The sequence below is a fragment of the Marinobacter sp. MMG032 genome, from assembly GCF_040112695.1.
Lineage (GTDB): Bacteria > Pseudomonadota > Gammaproteobacteria > Pseudomonadales > Oleiphilaceae > Marinobacter > Marinobacter salsuginis.
Genome location: NZ_CP157802.1, coordinates 4,182,898 through 4,197,059, shown reverse-complemented (window position 1 = coordinate 4,197,059; position 14,162 = coordinate 4,182,898). Strand labels below are relative to the sequence as shown.

Sequence of the window (14,162 nt, the reverse complement as noted above, 5' to 3'; positions counted from 1 at the left end):
CTTTTTCTGTCTGGAAATAATATTGACGATGGAGAGTCACAATGCCTCGCCACCTGCTGTTCCTCTTAGTTTGTTCCGCTTTGTCCATGGCAGGCTGCCAAACCTGGCCGCCGGGCGACTTCGATGATCTTCCTCCAACCGCTGCTCTTCCCGAGTCCAGTGTGCGAGGGGAGGTACAGATTTACTATTGGGAGAACATCAGTGGTACCGCGATTGGTTCCCTGACAGGCAGTGCCGCTTTTCCGGACGAGCCGGACGAAACAGTCACCGTCAGTGAACTGCGGGGTGTATCGAACCGCGGTGAAAGCTATGGCAGCTTGATTCGAGGATACATTCATCCGCCTATCGACGGTGTTTACACGTTTTACGTAAGCGGCGACGACGAAACGGAGTTCTGGCTGAGCAGCTCCTCGGATCCCGAGCTAGCAGAGAGGATTGCCACAGTACCTGGTTGGACTTCTGAACTCGATTACAACAAGTATGCCGCGCAAAGGTCAGCTGCAATCGAACTTGTTTCCGGTGAGGGCTATTACTTTGAAGTCAGGCACAAGGAAGGTGGTGGCGGGGACCACTTCAGTGTCGCCTGGGAGGGACCGGGCTTCAGCCGACAAATCCTTTCTGGCCAGGATATAGCAAGTTATGCCGGCGAGCCATCCCCCGCAGCAGAACAGCAGAGCGCAGAAGAAGCCTTTCGTCTTGGATACACTGTAGGCTTTTTTGATGCCGGACAGGGACTTGCTTTTTCCCCGACTTATCCGCCGCTCGACGAAGATCAGGACGGTATCTATGACAATTGGGAAACTGTGAATGGCCTCAATCCGTCTGATCCAGCGGACGCAAACTCTGACCCTGACGACGACCTTCTGGTGGCTGCCGATGAATTTCTGCTGGGAACCCGAGAGAACAATCCCGACACAGACGGCGATGGCATTCCTGATGGTGCCGAATTTGCTCTTGCTCTGAACCCCCTTGATCCCGCCGATGCACAGATGGACATCGATGACGACGGTTTCACAAACCTTGAGGAGTACCTTGCCGGAACAGATCTGGCCGATCCGGCGTCAGCGCCAGAGGTTCCTGACACAGGAGCAGGCATTGTCTACGTGGGAGGTTTTGTTGGTCAGTACTTTCAGGGAACATCTTTCAACCAGTTCCTGCTCGCACGAAATGATCCGGATATTGAGTTTCAAGCAGGCTCTGGCGCGTTTGTAGCGGAGCAGCCCAATGATAACTTCAGTGCCCGGTGGTATGGTGTTTTTTCGGCACCGCATACCAGTGGCAACCGTAGTTATACGTTCCGGGTTCGCACCGATGACGGCGCGAGGCTCTATCTGGACGGGGAGCAAGGAATATCTGCGTGGCGCGATCAGGGAGCAACCACGTATACCACAACGGCGTCACTGGAGCCTGACCAAACTGTCTCTCTGATGATGGAGTACTACGAACGAAGCGGCGCTGCTGTCGCTGAGTTTTCTATCCTGGATGATCTGACAGGAACAAACCTGGCCCTGGTTGACGTTGTAAGGTCGCCAGACCTGAGTCAACCCTCTGAAACCGATACGGACGCAGATGGCATACCTGACACCTGGGAGCTCCGCAATGGGCTTTCGCCGTGGAGAGACGATGCTTCGGAGATCAATAACGGTTCAGGCGTTACCAACATCGCTGCCTTTACCTCCTCCCTCAGCCCGTGGACCCTGGAGCCCCTGGCCTCACCGGAAAGCCCCACGGTTGGCGACGGTTCAACCACCTCACCGGCGCCCTCGGAGCCTGAAACCGGCTCTGCCACCTTGAGCTGGACAGCGCCATTGACACGCGTTGACGGCAGTTCGATCTCTCTGAGCGAGATACAGAGTTATGAAATTATCTATGGCAGTTCGCCGGACAGCCTCTCTAACACGGTCACTGTCGATGGGAGCCAGACCAGCGCCGAGGTAACCGGCTTGAGCCCCGGCACCTGGTATTTTGCAATCAGGGTCATCGACACAGACGGACTGACGAGCGAGAACTCGGAAGTACTGTCATATACGGTTCAATAGCTTAGATCGAAAATAGCTGAACGAACTCTTGGACCGGGGTGCTTTCCAGACTCTTTTGTTCTTTGCAAAGCTCGGAAATCACCCCGCATCGCTGCGCAGGGAAGCGGGTTGCCAGGTTTGCCCTGAACTTTTGTTCGAGCAAAGGCATCCCCTCTTTACGGCGTTTTCGATGCCCGATGGGATATTCGACAGCCACCTGGTTGGTGCTTGATCCATCTTTGAAGAATACCTGCAAGGCGTTTGCAATCGAGCGTTTGTCGGGCTCGAGGTATTCCCGGGTGTAGCGCTCATCTTCCACGACTTCCATTTTATCCCGAAGCGAATCGATGATCGGGTTGTTGTCATGGAAATCATCCTCGTAGTGCTCAGCAGTAAGATTGCCAAAGATCAACGGCACGGCCGTCATATATTGAAGGCAGTGGTCCCTATCGGCAGCATTTGCGAGTTTTCCGACCTTGGAAATAATGCGGATCGCGGATTCGTGGGTGGTGATGACAACCCTGTCAATCTCCTCAAGCCGGTCCTTCACCTCTGGATGAAGCGTTACTGCAGCCTCAGCGGCCGTCTGGGCGTGGAATTCTGCGGGAAAGGATATCTTGAAGAGAATATTCTCCATCACATATGAACCGAAACCCTGGGGAATTGTGAACTCTCTTTTACCCTCCGGCTTTAGCTTCTGATCTTTATTGGTTTTGCTGAACAGGACGTCATAGAAGCCCCATTGGGGAGCTGTCAGCACGCCCGGCACCCCCATTTCGCCACGCATTGCTATATCCGCCAGACGGACTGCCCGTGACGTAGCGTCTCCGGCTGCCCAGGATTTTCTGGAACCTGCATTCGGTGCGTGGCGATAGGTTCTGAGAGACTGGCCGTCTACCCAGGCATGGGATAATGCAGACAGCATTTGTTCGCGATTGGCGCCCATCAGCTTGGCTGCGACGGCTGTGGAGGCGACTTTGACCAATACTACGTGGTCCAACCCTACGCGGTTGAAGGAGTTCTCAAGTGCCAGGACGCCCTGGATTTCATGGGCCATGATCATGCTCTCCAGCACGTCTCTCATGGTGAATGGCTTTTTACCCTCTGCAACCCGTTTCTGCGAGAGATGGTCCGCAACCGCGAGAATCGCGCCAAGGTTATCAGACGGGTGGCCCCACTCTGCTGCAAGCCAGGTGTCATTATAATCAAGCCAACGGACAGTACAGCCTATATCCCAGGCAGCTTTGACAGGGTCAAGCCGGTGGGACGTGCCGGGAACGCGCGCACCGTGGGGAACCGTTGTTCCCTCTACCAGCGGGCCCAGGTGTTTGGTGCATTCCGGGAATCTGAGAGCGAGTAATCCACAGCCAATCGTGTCAATGAGGCAGTAGCGGGCAGTGTTCCAGGCCTCCTCACTGGTGATTTCATAGCTGAGAACGTAGTCTGCGATTTTCTGCAGCACTTCGTCGTAGTCTGGGCGTTCGTTGAGATCAAAGGTTGCCATAACTCTCTCCTGCATAGCTTTGAGAAAACAGTAGTTCGAGTTCGGTAAAGGAGCCAGCCGTGGACCTTAACTTATTGTCCTATCGAGCTATCTCCGGCCTACCAAAAGCACTACCTGCGATTCCCATCGCTTTTATCTTGTCGGATATCTTTACACTCTCTCTGAAGAAAAGTTTTCTGGCTTGTCTGTTTTTTGAGCAAAAACAGAGAGAAAGACTATTTATTGATCAGATGGCATTGCTTTTGCTGCTTAGGGATAAGAGCGCTTTCAAGAGTAAAGCTCTCGAAAAGTGATGCCCACGATAAATGTAAATGAGGGACCATAACCATGAATAAGCAGCTTGTCGTCGCAGGTTTTGCAGCGTCAATGTTCACTGCAGCGTCTGCATCCGCGGCACTAATCGATATCAATACCGTTAACGGTTCCTGGATCTCAACGGATCCAGCCGCGCCGGACGTCCAGACGAGTTCCGTAGGGGTTGGTGAAACCGATAACAGAATCAGCTGGGGTGACCCTGCATCCCCTAACACTCAACAGAGTGCCTATCAGTTCAATAGCTTGGCGCCGATCCTAGGTATTGCCGAGGAAACAGCTTTTGACTTTGGCGAGTTTACCCATTTCAACTTTCCAATACTGGCCAGTGGACCGTCTCTCAACTCAGCGACTCTCAGAGTCGTAACCAATCTGACGATTGACGACGGCATTAGCCAGCAAACGCTTGATCTTATATCCTTTTTCGACTTTACACATAATGAGACGCCCAACCAGGCAAGCCCATGCGCTGACGGCGGGTCTGTTGGCTCAGGTGTCAATGTGAATGGCTGCGCTGATTCTGTGTCTATCGATCTGAATGAAGGGATGTCGACCAGCGTTTCCTTTGGTGGAAGGGAATATTTTATTGATATTGCAGGTTTCTTCGCCGGTGATGAGTTGGTTGATACTTTCTGGACAGCAGAAAATCAGGCCAACGAGGCAACTCTGAGAGGCATTGTAACTTCGGTCGTTCCCGAGCCTTCGACCTTCGCCCTTCTGGGCCTGGGTTTGATGGGACTTGGACTCCGCCTTCGTAAGCGCATGTCTTCCTAAAGCAAACAGGGAGCGCGGCTAACGCTGCGCTCCCTGCTTCTCTCAACTGTTAAATAACGTCAAATAAATTTACACCAGTTATTCTACAGCAGGCACCCGAACCCAACCTTCCATCAAAACCCGCGCACTACGGCTCATGATGGCTTTGGTCGCCGTCCACTGACTATCCACTTCTTTCGCTTCTGCCCCCACACGCAAAGTGCCGGACGGATGCCCGAAAGTCACATCAGTACGATCGCCACCACCCGCAGCAACGTTCACCAGGGTTCCAGGAACCGCCGAAGCGGTTGCAATAGCCACTGCAGCCGTGCCCATCATGGCGTGGTGCAGCTTGCCCATGGAGAGCGCGCGAACCAGAACGTCTACGTCCCCTGCCCCGATGTTTTTGCCGCTAGAGGATACGTAATCCGAAGGCTTCGCCACGAAGGCGACTTTCGGGGTGTGCTGGCGGTTGGCCGCTTCCTCGATATTCTGGATCAACCCCATTTTCACCGCACCGTGGGCCCGGATGGTTTCGAACCTTGCCAGGGCTTTGGGATCGGAGTTGATGTCGTTCTGCAGCTCGGTGCCCTTGTACCCGATGTCTTCAGCGTTCACGAAAATGGTCGGGATTCCGGCGTTGATCATGGTGGCTTTCAGGGTGCCCACACCGGGCACTTCCAGGTCGTCCACCAGGTTGCCGGTGGGGAACATGGAGCCTTCGCCATCGGCGGGGTCCATGAATTCCACCTGCACTTCGGCGGCCGGGAAGGTCACGCCGTCCAGCTCGAAATCGCCGGTTTCCTGCACTTCACCGTTGGTGATGGGAACGTGGGCAACGATGGTTTTCTGGATATTGGCCTGCCAAATGCGGACGGTGCAGGTGCCGTTTTCCGGGATCCGCTCTTTGGCAACAAAACCGCTGTTGATGGCAAAAGCTCCGACAGCCGCAGTAAGGTTGCCGCAGTTACCGCTCCAGTCCACAAACGGCTTGTCGATGGAGACCTGGCCGAACAGGTAGTCCACGTCGTGATCCGGCTGCGTGGGATCGGCCAGGATCACCGTTTTGCTGGTGCTGGAGGTAGCGCCGCCCATGCCGTCAATTTGCTTCTGGTAGGGGTCCGGGCTGCCGATGACTCGCAGCAGGAGTTTATCCCGGGCTTCGCCCGGGGTTTGGCACGCCTCCGGCAGATCTTTGAGCCGGAAAAAGACGCCCTTGCTGGTGCCGCCACGCATGTAGGTGGCCGGGACTTTTATCTGGGGAGCGTGAGTCATGTTTCTGCTCTCTTGATGAAGACGGGGTCAGAAGAACGCTTTCTTCTGACCCCTTGTTTGCAAGCTTAGGCGGCGCCTTCGGACTGCAGGAAATCCTCCGCAAACCGCTGCAGCACACCGCCAGCGCTGTAGATGGACACCTCTTCAGCGGTATCCAGGCGGCAGATTACCGGAATGCGTTCGGTGCTGCCGTTCTTCCGATGGATAACCAGCGTGAGCTCGGCGCGGGGCGCCGGGGTGCCTTCCACGTCGTAGGTTTCGGTGCCATCGATGCCGAGCGTCTTGCGTGTGGTGCCTTCCTCGAACTGCAGGGGCATCACGCCCATACCGATCAGGTTGGTGCGGTGAATCCGCTCGAAGCCCTCGGCCACGATGGCTTCGACACCGGCCAGAGCCACGCCCTTGGCGGCCCAGTCACGGGAGGAGCCCTGACCGTAGTCGGCACCGGCGATAATGATCAGCGGCTGCTTGCGCTCCATGTAGGTTTCGATGGCTTCCCACATGCGAACGACCTTACCTTCCGGCTCGATGCGGGCCAGGGAGCCCTGTTTCACGTTGCCGTTTTCGTCCCGGACCATTTCGTTGAACAGTTTCGGGTTGGCGAAGGTGGCACGCTGAGCGGTCAGGTGATCGCCCCGGTGGGTCGCGTAGGAGTTAAAGTCTTCCTCGGGCACGCCCATCTTGTGAAGGTATTCACCAGCGGCACTGTTCATCAGGATCGCGTTGGAGGGCGACAGATGGTCGGTGGTGATGTTGTCCGGCAACACCGCCAGCGGGCGCATGCCCTTAAGGGTCTTCTCACCAACCATGCCACCTTCCCAGTATGGCGGGCGGCGGATGTAGGTGCTCTGCGGGCGCCACTCGTACAGCGGGTTGGTATTGGCCTGGGCATCCCGGGTGATGTCGAACATCGGGATGTAGGTGCTGCGGAACTGCTCCGGCTTGACGCTGGATTTCACGATGGCATCGATTTCCGCATCGTCCGGCCAGATGTCCTTCAGGGTGACAGGGTTGCCATCCTGGTCGTAGCCCAGCGCATCTTTCTCGATATCAAAACGGATCGTGCCCGCGATCGCGTAGGCAACCACCAGCGGGGGTGAGGCCAGGAACGCCTGCTTGGCATAGGGGTGAATCCGGCCGTCGAAGTTCCGGTTACCAGAGAGCACCGCCACGGAATATAGATCCCGGTCGATGATTTCCTGCTGAATTTTCGGGTCCAGGGCACCACTCATGCCGTTGCAGGTGGTACAGGCGAAGGCCACCACACCGAAGCCCAGTTGCTCAAGTTCTGGCAGCAGTTTGGCTTCTTCCAGGTACATCTTGACCGTTTTGGAGCCCGGCGCCAGGGAGGTCTTCACCCATGGCTTGCGGGTCAGCCCCAGCTTGTTGGCGTTACGGGCGATCAGGCCTGCAGCCACCATGTTGCGGGGGTTACTGGTGTTGGTACAGCTGGTGATAGCAGCGATGATACACGCGCCATCCGGCATCTTGCCCTCTTCCTGCTCCCATTCACCGGCGATGCCGCGTTCTGCCAGCTCGGATGTTGGCAGATGCGCATGGGGGTTGGAGGGGCCAGCCAGGGTACGGGTCACTTTGGACAGGTCGAACTTCAGCACGCGCTCGTATTCAGCGTTCTTCATGCTGTCGGCCCAGAGACCGGTTTCCTTGGCGTACTTCTCAACCAGAGCGACCTGCTCGTCTTCACGACCGGTCAGCTTCAGGTAATCGATGGTCTGGCCGTCGATGTAGAACATCGCGGCGGTGGCGCCGTATTCCGGAGTCATATTCGATATGGTGGCACGGTCGCCAACGGTAAGGCTGTCAGCGCCTTCACCGTAGAACTCCAGGTAGGCGCCAACCACACGTTCTTTACGCAGGAACTCGGTGATGGCCAGCACCATATCGGTACCGGTAATGCCAGGCTGCAGCTTGCCCGTCAGTTCAACGCCCACGATATCCGGCAGGCGCATCATGGAAGCACGGCCAAGCATAACGCTCTCGGCTTCCAGGCCGCCTACACCAACGGAAATAACGCCCAGGGCGTCAACCATCGGCGTATGGCTGTCAGTGCCGACACAGGTATCCGGGAAAGCAACACCATCGCGGTTCTGAACCACCGGGGACATTTTCTCCAGGTTGATCTGGTGCATGATGCCATTGCCGGGAGGAATCACGTCTACGTTCTTGAACGCGGTCTTGGTCCAGTTGATGAAGTGGAAACGGTCGTCGTTGCGGCGGTCTTCGATCTGGCGGTTCTTCTCGAACGCGTCTTTTTCGAAACCGGCGTGTTCGACGGCCAGGGAGTGATCCACGATCAACTGGGTCGGCACTACCGGGTTGACCTTCGCAGGATCACCACCCTTCTCTGCGATGGCATCACGCAGGCCGGCCAGGTCCACCAGGGCGGTCTGGCCGAGGATGTCGTGGCACACAACGCGAGCGGGGTACCAGGGGAAGTCCAGGTCGCACTTGCGCTCGATCAGCTGCTTGAGAGAGTCCGTGAGCATCTCCGGATCGCAACGGCGAACCAGTTGCTCCGCCAGGATCTTGGAGGTGTACGGCAGTTTGTCGTACGCGCCGGCCTGGATGTCTTCCACAGCCTGACGGGTATCGAAATAATCGAGGTCGGTGCCTGGTAACGGTTTACGGTATTCGGTGTTCATGGGCGCTCCTCAATCGGTACCCACTTGGCATCCGCCGGGCCTGTGTAATCGGCGCTTGGCCGGATGATGCGGTTGTTGGCACGCTGCTCTTTCACGTGGGCGGTCCAGCCGGATACCCGGGACATCACGAAGATCGGGGTGAACAGTTCGGTCGGAATGCCCATGAAGTGATAGGCCGAGGCGTGGAAGAAGTCAGCGTTGCAGAACAGCTTCTTCTCGCGCCACATAACGGCTTCGCAGCGCTCGGAGACCGGATACAGCACGGTATCGCCCACTTCTTCCGCCAGTTTCTTGGACCACTGTTTGATGATAGCGTTGCGCGGGTCGGATTCTTTGTAGATCGCGTGGCCGAAGCCCATGATCTTTTCCTTACGCTCAAGCATGCCCATCAGGCCTTCCTCAGCCTCTTCCGGGGTCCTGAACTTCTGGATCAGGGCCATGGCCGCCTCGTTGGCGCCGCCGTGCAGAGGACCGCGCAGGGAACCAATAGCACCTGTCACACAACTGTGGATATCAGACAGCGTGGAGGCACACACGCGGGCGGTGAAGGTGGAAGCGTTGAATTCGTGCTCTGCGTACAGGATCAGCGACACGTTCATGACGCGCTCGTGCAGTTCGCTGGGTTTCTTGCCGTGCAGCAGCTCGAGGAAATGGCCGCCAATGGAGTCCACATCACTTTCGGTTTCGATCCGAACGCCTTCGTGGGCGAAGCGGTACCAATAGGTGATGATAGACGGGAATACAGCCAGCATGCGGTCAATCTTGTCGTCCTGCTCACTGAAATCTTCTTCGGTTTCCAGGTTGCCCAGCATGGAGCAGCCGGTGCGCATCACGTCCATCGGGTGCGCGTCTTTGGGAATCTGCTCAAGCACGGTTTTAAGGGCAGCCGGCAGTCCACGCAGGCTCTGGAGCTTCTTCTTGTAGGCGTCCAGTTCCTGCCGGTTCGGCAGTTTGCCGCGCAGCAGCAGGTAGGCGATTTCCTCAAACTGGGCCTTTTCAGCCAGATCGGCAATGTCGTAGCCGCGGTATGTCAGGCCCGCACCGCTCTTGCCAACGGTACACAGGGCGGTTTCGCCAGCTACCTGGCCTCGGAGGCCTGCGCCGCTCAGTTGTTTTGCTTCAGCCATTGTTGTCTCCCATCGTTATCTTGTTTGGGGTGTCTGTCGGATTAACCTTTACTCTGCTGAAACAGTTGGTCCAGCTTCTGCTCGAAATCGTGGTAGTTCAGGAAATCGTACAGCTCCATCCGGGTCTGCATCAGGTCTACCACGTCTTTCTGGTCACCCTTCTCCAGGATGTTCTGGTAAACAGTCAGGGCGGCCTTGTTCATGGCGCGGAAAGCGCTGAGCGGATACAGAACCATATCTGCGCCGGCCTCGGCCAGTTCCTGCCGGTTGTATAAAGGCGTGGCACCGAATTCGGTAATGTTGGCCAGGATGGGCACGTCCAGGGCTTCAGAGAAGGCTTTATAGTGCTCAAGCTCGGTGACTGCTTCGGCAAAGATGCCGTCAGCGCCAGCTTCGATGCAGGCCTTGGCACGCTCAATGGCAGCTTCGAGGCCCTCTTTCTGGAAGGCGTCGGTGCGGGCCATGATGAAGAAGTCTTTGTCTTCACGGGCATCCACAGCGGCCTTGATGCGGTCGACCATTTCTTCCTGGGATACGATTTCCTTATTCGGACGGTGGCCACAGCGCTTCTGGGCAACCTGGTCCTCAATATGGACAGCGGCTGCACCGGCACGTTCCATCTCACGAATAGTACGGGCGATGTTGAAGGCGCCACCCCATCCGGTATCAATGTCGACCAGCAGCGGTACGTCGGTAGCTGCGGTAATACGGCGAACATCCTCGACCACATCGTTCATGGTGGTCATGCCCAGATCCGGCAGGCCGTAGGAGGCATTGGCGACACCGCCGCCAGACAGGTAGATGGCCTGGTGGCCCACTTTGTCGGCCATCATAGCGGCATAGGCGTTGATGGTGCCGACAATCTGCAGGGGCTGGTTGTCTTTGAGCGCCTTGCGGAAGCGGGCGCCGGGGCTGAGTTTGTTGGTCATGGTGTTGGCCTCTTCTCTTTTGGATTCTTGTTGTCGGATTACGCCTTTGGCTAATCCGACCTACGTTAGATGGTGATTTCGCCTTCCTGGATTTTCTTTTCGATGTTTTGTCTGGCGGCATTGATATGTCGTTTCATCAGGAACTCCGCCAGCTCGCCGTCGCGCTGGGCGATGGCTTCCACGATTCGCCGGTGTTCGCCGAGGGCCCGTTTCGGACGCCCGGTGGAGGTGCTTAGCCGGTAACGGTACATGCGCACCATGTAGTAAAGATCACCCAACAGCATCTGGGCCAGTTTGGTGTTGCGGCTACCTGTTGCGATCCGGTGGTGGAAGTCGTAGTCGCCTTCGGCCTGGTAATAGGCCTGGCCCTGGGCTTCGTCGATCATGCGTTCGTGGGTGTCGAGTGTCGCCTGGAGGTCGGCGATTTCCTGATCGGTCATGCGCTCGGCTGCCTGGCGGGCGGCCAGTCCTTCCATGACTTCACGTATGCGGTAGAGCTCCATCAGCTCGGAGGCGCTGACGGAAACCACCTTGACGCCGGCATGGGGGCGGCGCACCAGAAGGCCGCGGGACTCAAGGCGGCCCAGGGCTTCCCGGAGCGGGCCTCGGGTGAGATCGAACCGGGAACAAAGCTCCAGTTCACCGATCTTTTCGCCCGGGGCCAGCTCGCCTTTCACGATTGCCGTTTGCAGACAATCGAAGGCCTCATCGGCGCGGGTGTAGGTAGGAGACAGTAACTCAGACATAGTTTGTCAACAAAACCTGATTGATTTTGAGAAAATCTACGCCTGAGCGGCCATATTGTCAACAATATTGGCTAAATTGAACCTCTGATTGTTTACAATAGATCCAGTCAATCAATAGAGCTTTCGCTCAGCAACCGGTGGCGGGGTGTACTGATAAAGCCAGGTTTCGGTAAGCGCTTCATTGCCCAGCCTGAGGTACAGGCGAATATTGATGGGTTCAACCGAGTCATCCGGCACCAGGTCAAACATGGCCCGGTAACCGTCGATTGCAGACAATGGTCTGGCGGACGTGATTTCAACCTCTCCGCGGCTCACACTGATAACCGGCTCCACATCCGCGTCCTTGCTGAGCATCTCCAGGGCACCGCCAGCAAAATCAACCGCAAAACGCCTTGAAAAATAGGTGCGCTCCTGGCCCACGACACCGCCCAGCCCGGTCCGGGTTGCCTGCACCGTGGCCAACTCAAAGGGCCGCACCGGCGCCTGCTCCCCCCAGTGCAAGCGGTAACTGTAGAGGTACTCCATGCCTGGCATCAGAGGCTCTTCGGGGTGCCAGAAAGCAACGATGTTATCGAAGGTTTCATCCACGGTGGGAATTTCCACCAGGTCAACACTGCCACGTCCCCAATCTCCTCGGGGCTCCACCCAGAGGCTGGGACGCCGATCATAGAACACACCGTCATCCTGGTAGTGGTCAAAATTCCTGTCCCGCTGCATCAAGCCAAAGCCTGCGGGATTGTTATCCTGGAAACTGTTGAACCGGAGGCTGGCGGGGTTCACCAGTGGTCGCCACAACCATTCACCGTTGCCGTTGCGCATAGCCAGGCCGTCGGAATCGTGTATTTCCGGGCGCCAGTCGTAGCCCATGCGATCGTCATTTTCACCCACCTGGTACATGCTGGTCAGCGGCGCGATGCCGGCCCGGGTGATTTCGGTTCTGGGATACAGCGCCACGTCCACATCCATAACCATGTTACGCCCGGGGTCAAGCAAAAACGCGTAGGCGCCCGTGGTGCTCGGTGAATCCAACAAGGCCCAGACCCGCAGCAGCTGGCTATCCGGTGCCGGTTTCTCCAGCCAGAACTCCGAGAAACGAGGGAATTCCTCCTTCCGGTTCATGCCGGTATCTATCGCCAATCCCCGGGCAGAAAGACCATACTGCATCTCCGAGCCCACTGCCCGGAAATAGCTGGCGCCCAGGAAGGCAGCCAGATCCAGGGCAAAGTTGTTGTGGTAGTGAACCCGAAAGCCCGCGTAACCAAGATCCTCGTGCAGATCGCCCAGAGGCTGTTCTCCCCTGTATCGAAAAAGCTCCTGTCGATAGGCCAGTTCATTGGCCTCCCCCTCGACGACTTCATGAATTCTGACCGGCTGCTGAAAGTACAGCCCAAGATGAAACAGCTGAATCTGGAAAGCAGTATTATCGCCACGCCAAAGGGCCTGGTCGGCTCGGAAAGCGATGGACTGGTAATCGTCCCAGGAAATGTTTTTAAGGGTTCGAGGCAACTGGCCTTCGATGGAAACATGAGCCTCGCCTGCCAGCGCCCGAGCTCGGCCCTTTAGCCAGGCATAGCTGAACCCCTGTATAGAGCCGCCTGCCGCACGGGAGATTCCGGAACCGAAAGCTGATAGGGGCAGAGCACCCACACCGAACGCAGAGAGCAGCACCTTTAGCAGTGTTCTTCGCTCTATCATCGCTTCTCTTACCTACGCCTGACCACTTTCGCACCACTCTGGTGCATTATCTGAACCACGCTACAGCTAAACATTAGACGAGATCTCCAGTTTCAAGACTACGAAGCCTTGATATAAGTTACGGCAAAAGCACGCCTTGGCTCATAGTAGGCAACAAATCCATGTAGCCCCCTGCATTTGTGGTATTAACTTGGGTAAACTCGGCACACTTTGTGAAAGTACAACCGTTCATAGGCTTGCGCAGAGGCGTTGAGCAGACTCGAGGGCGTGAAAACGACCATTAAAGGACGAATGATATGATCAGAAAATGCCTGTTTCCCGTTGCCGGCTACGGCACCCGCTTTCTCCCGGCCACCAAGGCGATGCCGAAGGAAATCCTGCCGGTGGTGAACAAACCCCTGGTTCAGTACGGCGTTGAAGAAGCCGCGGAAGCCGGTATCCATGAATTTGGTTTTGTTACCGGCCGGGGCAAGCGGGCTATCGAGGACCATTTCGACATCAGCTACGAGCTTGAGCACCAGATTGCGGGCTCCGGCAAGGAAGACCTGCTGACCTCCATCCGTGATCTGATCGACCACAACAGCTTCGCTTTTACCCGGCAAAATGAAATGAAAGGTCTCGGCCACGCTATTCTCACCGGTCGTAACCTCGTAGGCGATAGTCCCTTTGCGGTCGTACTGGCCGATGACTTCTGCATTGGCCCGGAAGGTGAAGACGGCGTACTGGCGCAAATGGTGAAACTGTATAACCAGTTCCGTTGCTCCATTGTTGCCATCGAAGAGGTTCCGGCCGACGAAACCCACAAGTATGGCGTGATTGCCGGTGAGTCCATGAAAGATGGCCTTTACCGGATTACCGATATGGTGGAAAAGCCGGCCCCGGAAGATGCGCCCAGCAACCTCGCCATCATCGGTCGCTACATTCTCACGCCGGATATTTTCGACATTATCGAGAAGACCCCTGCGGGCAAGAACGGCGAAGTCCAGATTACCGATGCGCTGCTCGAACAAGCGAAGAACGGCTGCGTACTGGCTTACCAGTTCAAGGGACGCCGGTTTGATTGCGGCAGTATTGATGGCTTTGTGGAAGCCACCAACTACGTTTACGAGAACATCTACAAGAAAGCCAAGTAAAGAATCC

11 protein-coding genes are annotated in these 14,162 nt (G+C 56.5%); 4 read left to right on the top strand and 7 right to left on the bottom strand.

Annotated features, from left to right (window positions below; all coding sequences use genetic code 11):
• Positions 1-41: 41 nt before the first annotated feature.
• Positions 42-2,039 (top strand): PA14 domain-containing protein, encoded by a 1,998-nt coding sequence (locus ABNF92_RS19315; RefSeq protein WP_349343046.1) that lies wholly within the window; start codon positions 42-44, stop codon positions 2,037-2,039.
• Position 2,040: 1 nt separating this feature from the next.
• On the opposite strand, the gene prpD is transcribed toward ABNF92_RS19315, so the two are convergent.
• Positions 2,041-3,522 carry a 2-methylcitrate dehydratase gene (gene prpD, locus ABNF92_RS19310; protein WP_349343045.1) on the bottom strand — a complete coding sequence of 494 codons (1,482 nt, stop codon included), beginning with the start codon at positions 3,520-3,522 and terminating at the stop codon, positions 2,041-2,043.
• A gap of 59 nt (positions 3,523-3,581) precedes the next feature.
• Between prpD and ABNF92_RS19305 the strand changes: the two genes are divergently transcribed.
• The gene (locus ABNF92_RS19305; RefSeq protein WP_349343044.1) at positions 3,582-3,815 is read left to right on the top strand and encodes a hypothetical protein; all 234 of its coding nucleotides are present in this window, start codon (positions 3,582-3,584) and stop codon (positions 3,813-3,815) included.
• A 34-nt stretch (positions 3,816-3,849) separates the two neighbouring features.
• A complete protein-coding gene (locus ABNF92_RS19300; RefSeq protein WP_349343043.1) occupies positions 3,850-4,608 on the top strand; it encodes a THxN family PEP-CTERM protein in 759 nt (252 codons plus the stop codon).
• Between the two features lie 78 nt (positions 4,609-4,686).
• Here ABNF92_RS19300 and prpF read toward each other — a convergent pair whose 3' ends face one another.
• From prpF to ABNF92_RS19270, 6 genes are all read right to left on the bottom strand, one after another.
• A complete protein-coding gene (gene prpF / locus ABNF92_RS19295) occupies positions 4,687-5,862 on the bottom strand; it encodes a 2-methylaconitate cis-trans isomerase PrpF (RefSeq protein WP_349343042.1) in 1,176 nt (391 codons plus the stop codon).
• Between the two features lie 65 nt (positions 5,863-5,927).
• A complete protein-coding gene (acnD, locus tag ABNF92_RS19290; protein WP_349343041.1) occupies positions 5,928-8,525 on the bottom strand; it encodes a Fe/S-dependent 2-methylisocitrate dehydratase AcnD in 2,598 nt (865 codons plus the stop codon).
• Complete coding sequence (prpC, locus tag ABNF92_RS19285; RefSeq protein ID WP_349343040.1) at positions 8,522-9,652, bottom strand: 2-methylcitrate synthase; 1,131 nt, start codon at positions 9,650-9,652, stop codon at positions 8,522-8,524. Before prpC ends, acnD begins: the two co-directional genes overlap by 4 nt.
• A gap of 41 nt (positions 9,653-9,693) precedes the next feature.
• Positions 9,694-10,581, bottom strand: a complete 888-nt coding sequence (gene prpB / locus ABNF92_RS19280) for a methylisocitrate lyase (protein ID WP_222464645.1) — start codon at positions 10,579-10,581, stop codon at positions 9,694-9,696.
• A gap of 65 nt (positions 10,582-10,646) precedes the next feature.
• Complete coding sequence (locus ABNF92_RS19275) at positions 10,647-11,327, bottom strand: GntR family transcriptional regulator (protein ID WP_069183448.1); 681 nt, start codon at positions 11,325-11,327, stop codon at positions 10,647-10,649.
• A gap of 111 nt (positions 11,328-11,438) precedes the next feature.
• The gene (locus tag ABNF92_RS19270) at positions 11,439-13,019 is read right to left on the bottom strand and encodes a glucan biosynthesis protein (RefSeq protein ID WP_349344117.1); all 1,581 of its coding nucleotides are present in this window, start codon (positions 13,017-13,019) and stop codon (positions 11,439-11,441) included.
• A gap of 299 nt (positions 13,020-13,318) precedes the next feature.
• Here ABNF92_RS19270 and galU point away from each other — a divergent pair, with 299 nt between their 5' ends.
• Positions 13,319-14,155, top strand: a complete 837-nt coding sequence (galU, locus tag ABNF92_RS19265; RefSeq protein WP_349343039.1) for a UTP--glucose-1-phosphate uridylyltransferase GalU — start codon at positions 13,319-13,321, stop codon at positions 14,153-14,155.
• Positions 14,156-14,162 lie beyond the last annotated feature (7 nt).

Excerpts from the sequence above, each read along its gene's own strand:
- ABNF92_RS19315 (WP_349343046.1), top strand. The coding sequence starts at position 42 with ATGCCTCGCCACCTGCTGTTCCTCTTAGTTTGTTCCGCTTTGTCCATG.
- prpD (WP_349343045.1), bottom strand. The coding sequence starts at position 3,522 with ATGGCAACCTTTGATCTCAACGAACGCCCAGACTACGACGAAGTGCTG.
- ABNF92_RS19300 (WP_349343043.1), top strand. The coding sequence starts at position 3,850 with ATGAATAAGCAGCTTGTCGTCGCAGGTTTTGCAGCGTCAATGTTCACT.
- prpF (WP_349343042.1), bottom strand. The coding sequence starts at position 5,862 with ATGACTCACGCTCCCCAGATAAAAGTCCCGGCCACCTACATGCGTGGC.
- acnD (WP_349343041.1), bottom strand. The coding sequence starts at position 8,525 with ATGAACACCGAATACCGTAAACCGTTACCAGGCACCGACCTCGATTAT.
- prpC (WP_349343040.1), bottom strand. The coding sequence starts at position 9,652 with ATGGCTGAAGCAAAACAACTGAGCGGCGCAGGCCTCCGAGGCCAGGTA.
- prpB (WP_222464645.1), bottom strand. The coding sequence starts at position 10,581 with ATGACCAACAAACTCAGCCCCGGCGCCCGCTTCCGCAAGGCGCTCAAA.
- ABNF92_RS19275 (WP_069183448.1), bottom strand. The coding sequence starts at position 11,327 with ATGTCTGAGTTACTGTCTCCTACCTACACCCGCGCCGATGAGGCCTTC.
- galU (WP_349343039.1), top strand. The coding sequence starts at position 13,319 with ATGATCAGAAAATGCCTGTTTCCCGTTGCCGGCTACGGCACCCGCTTT.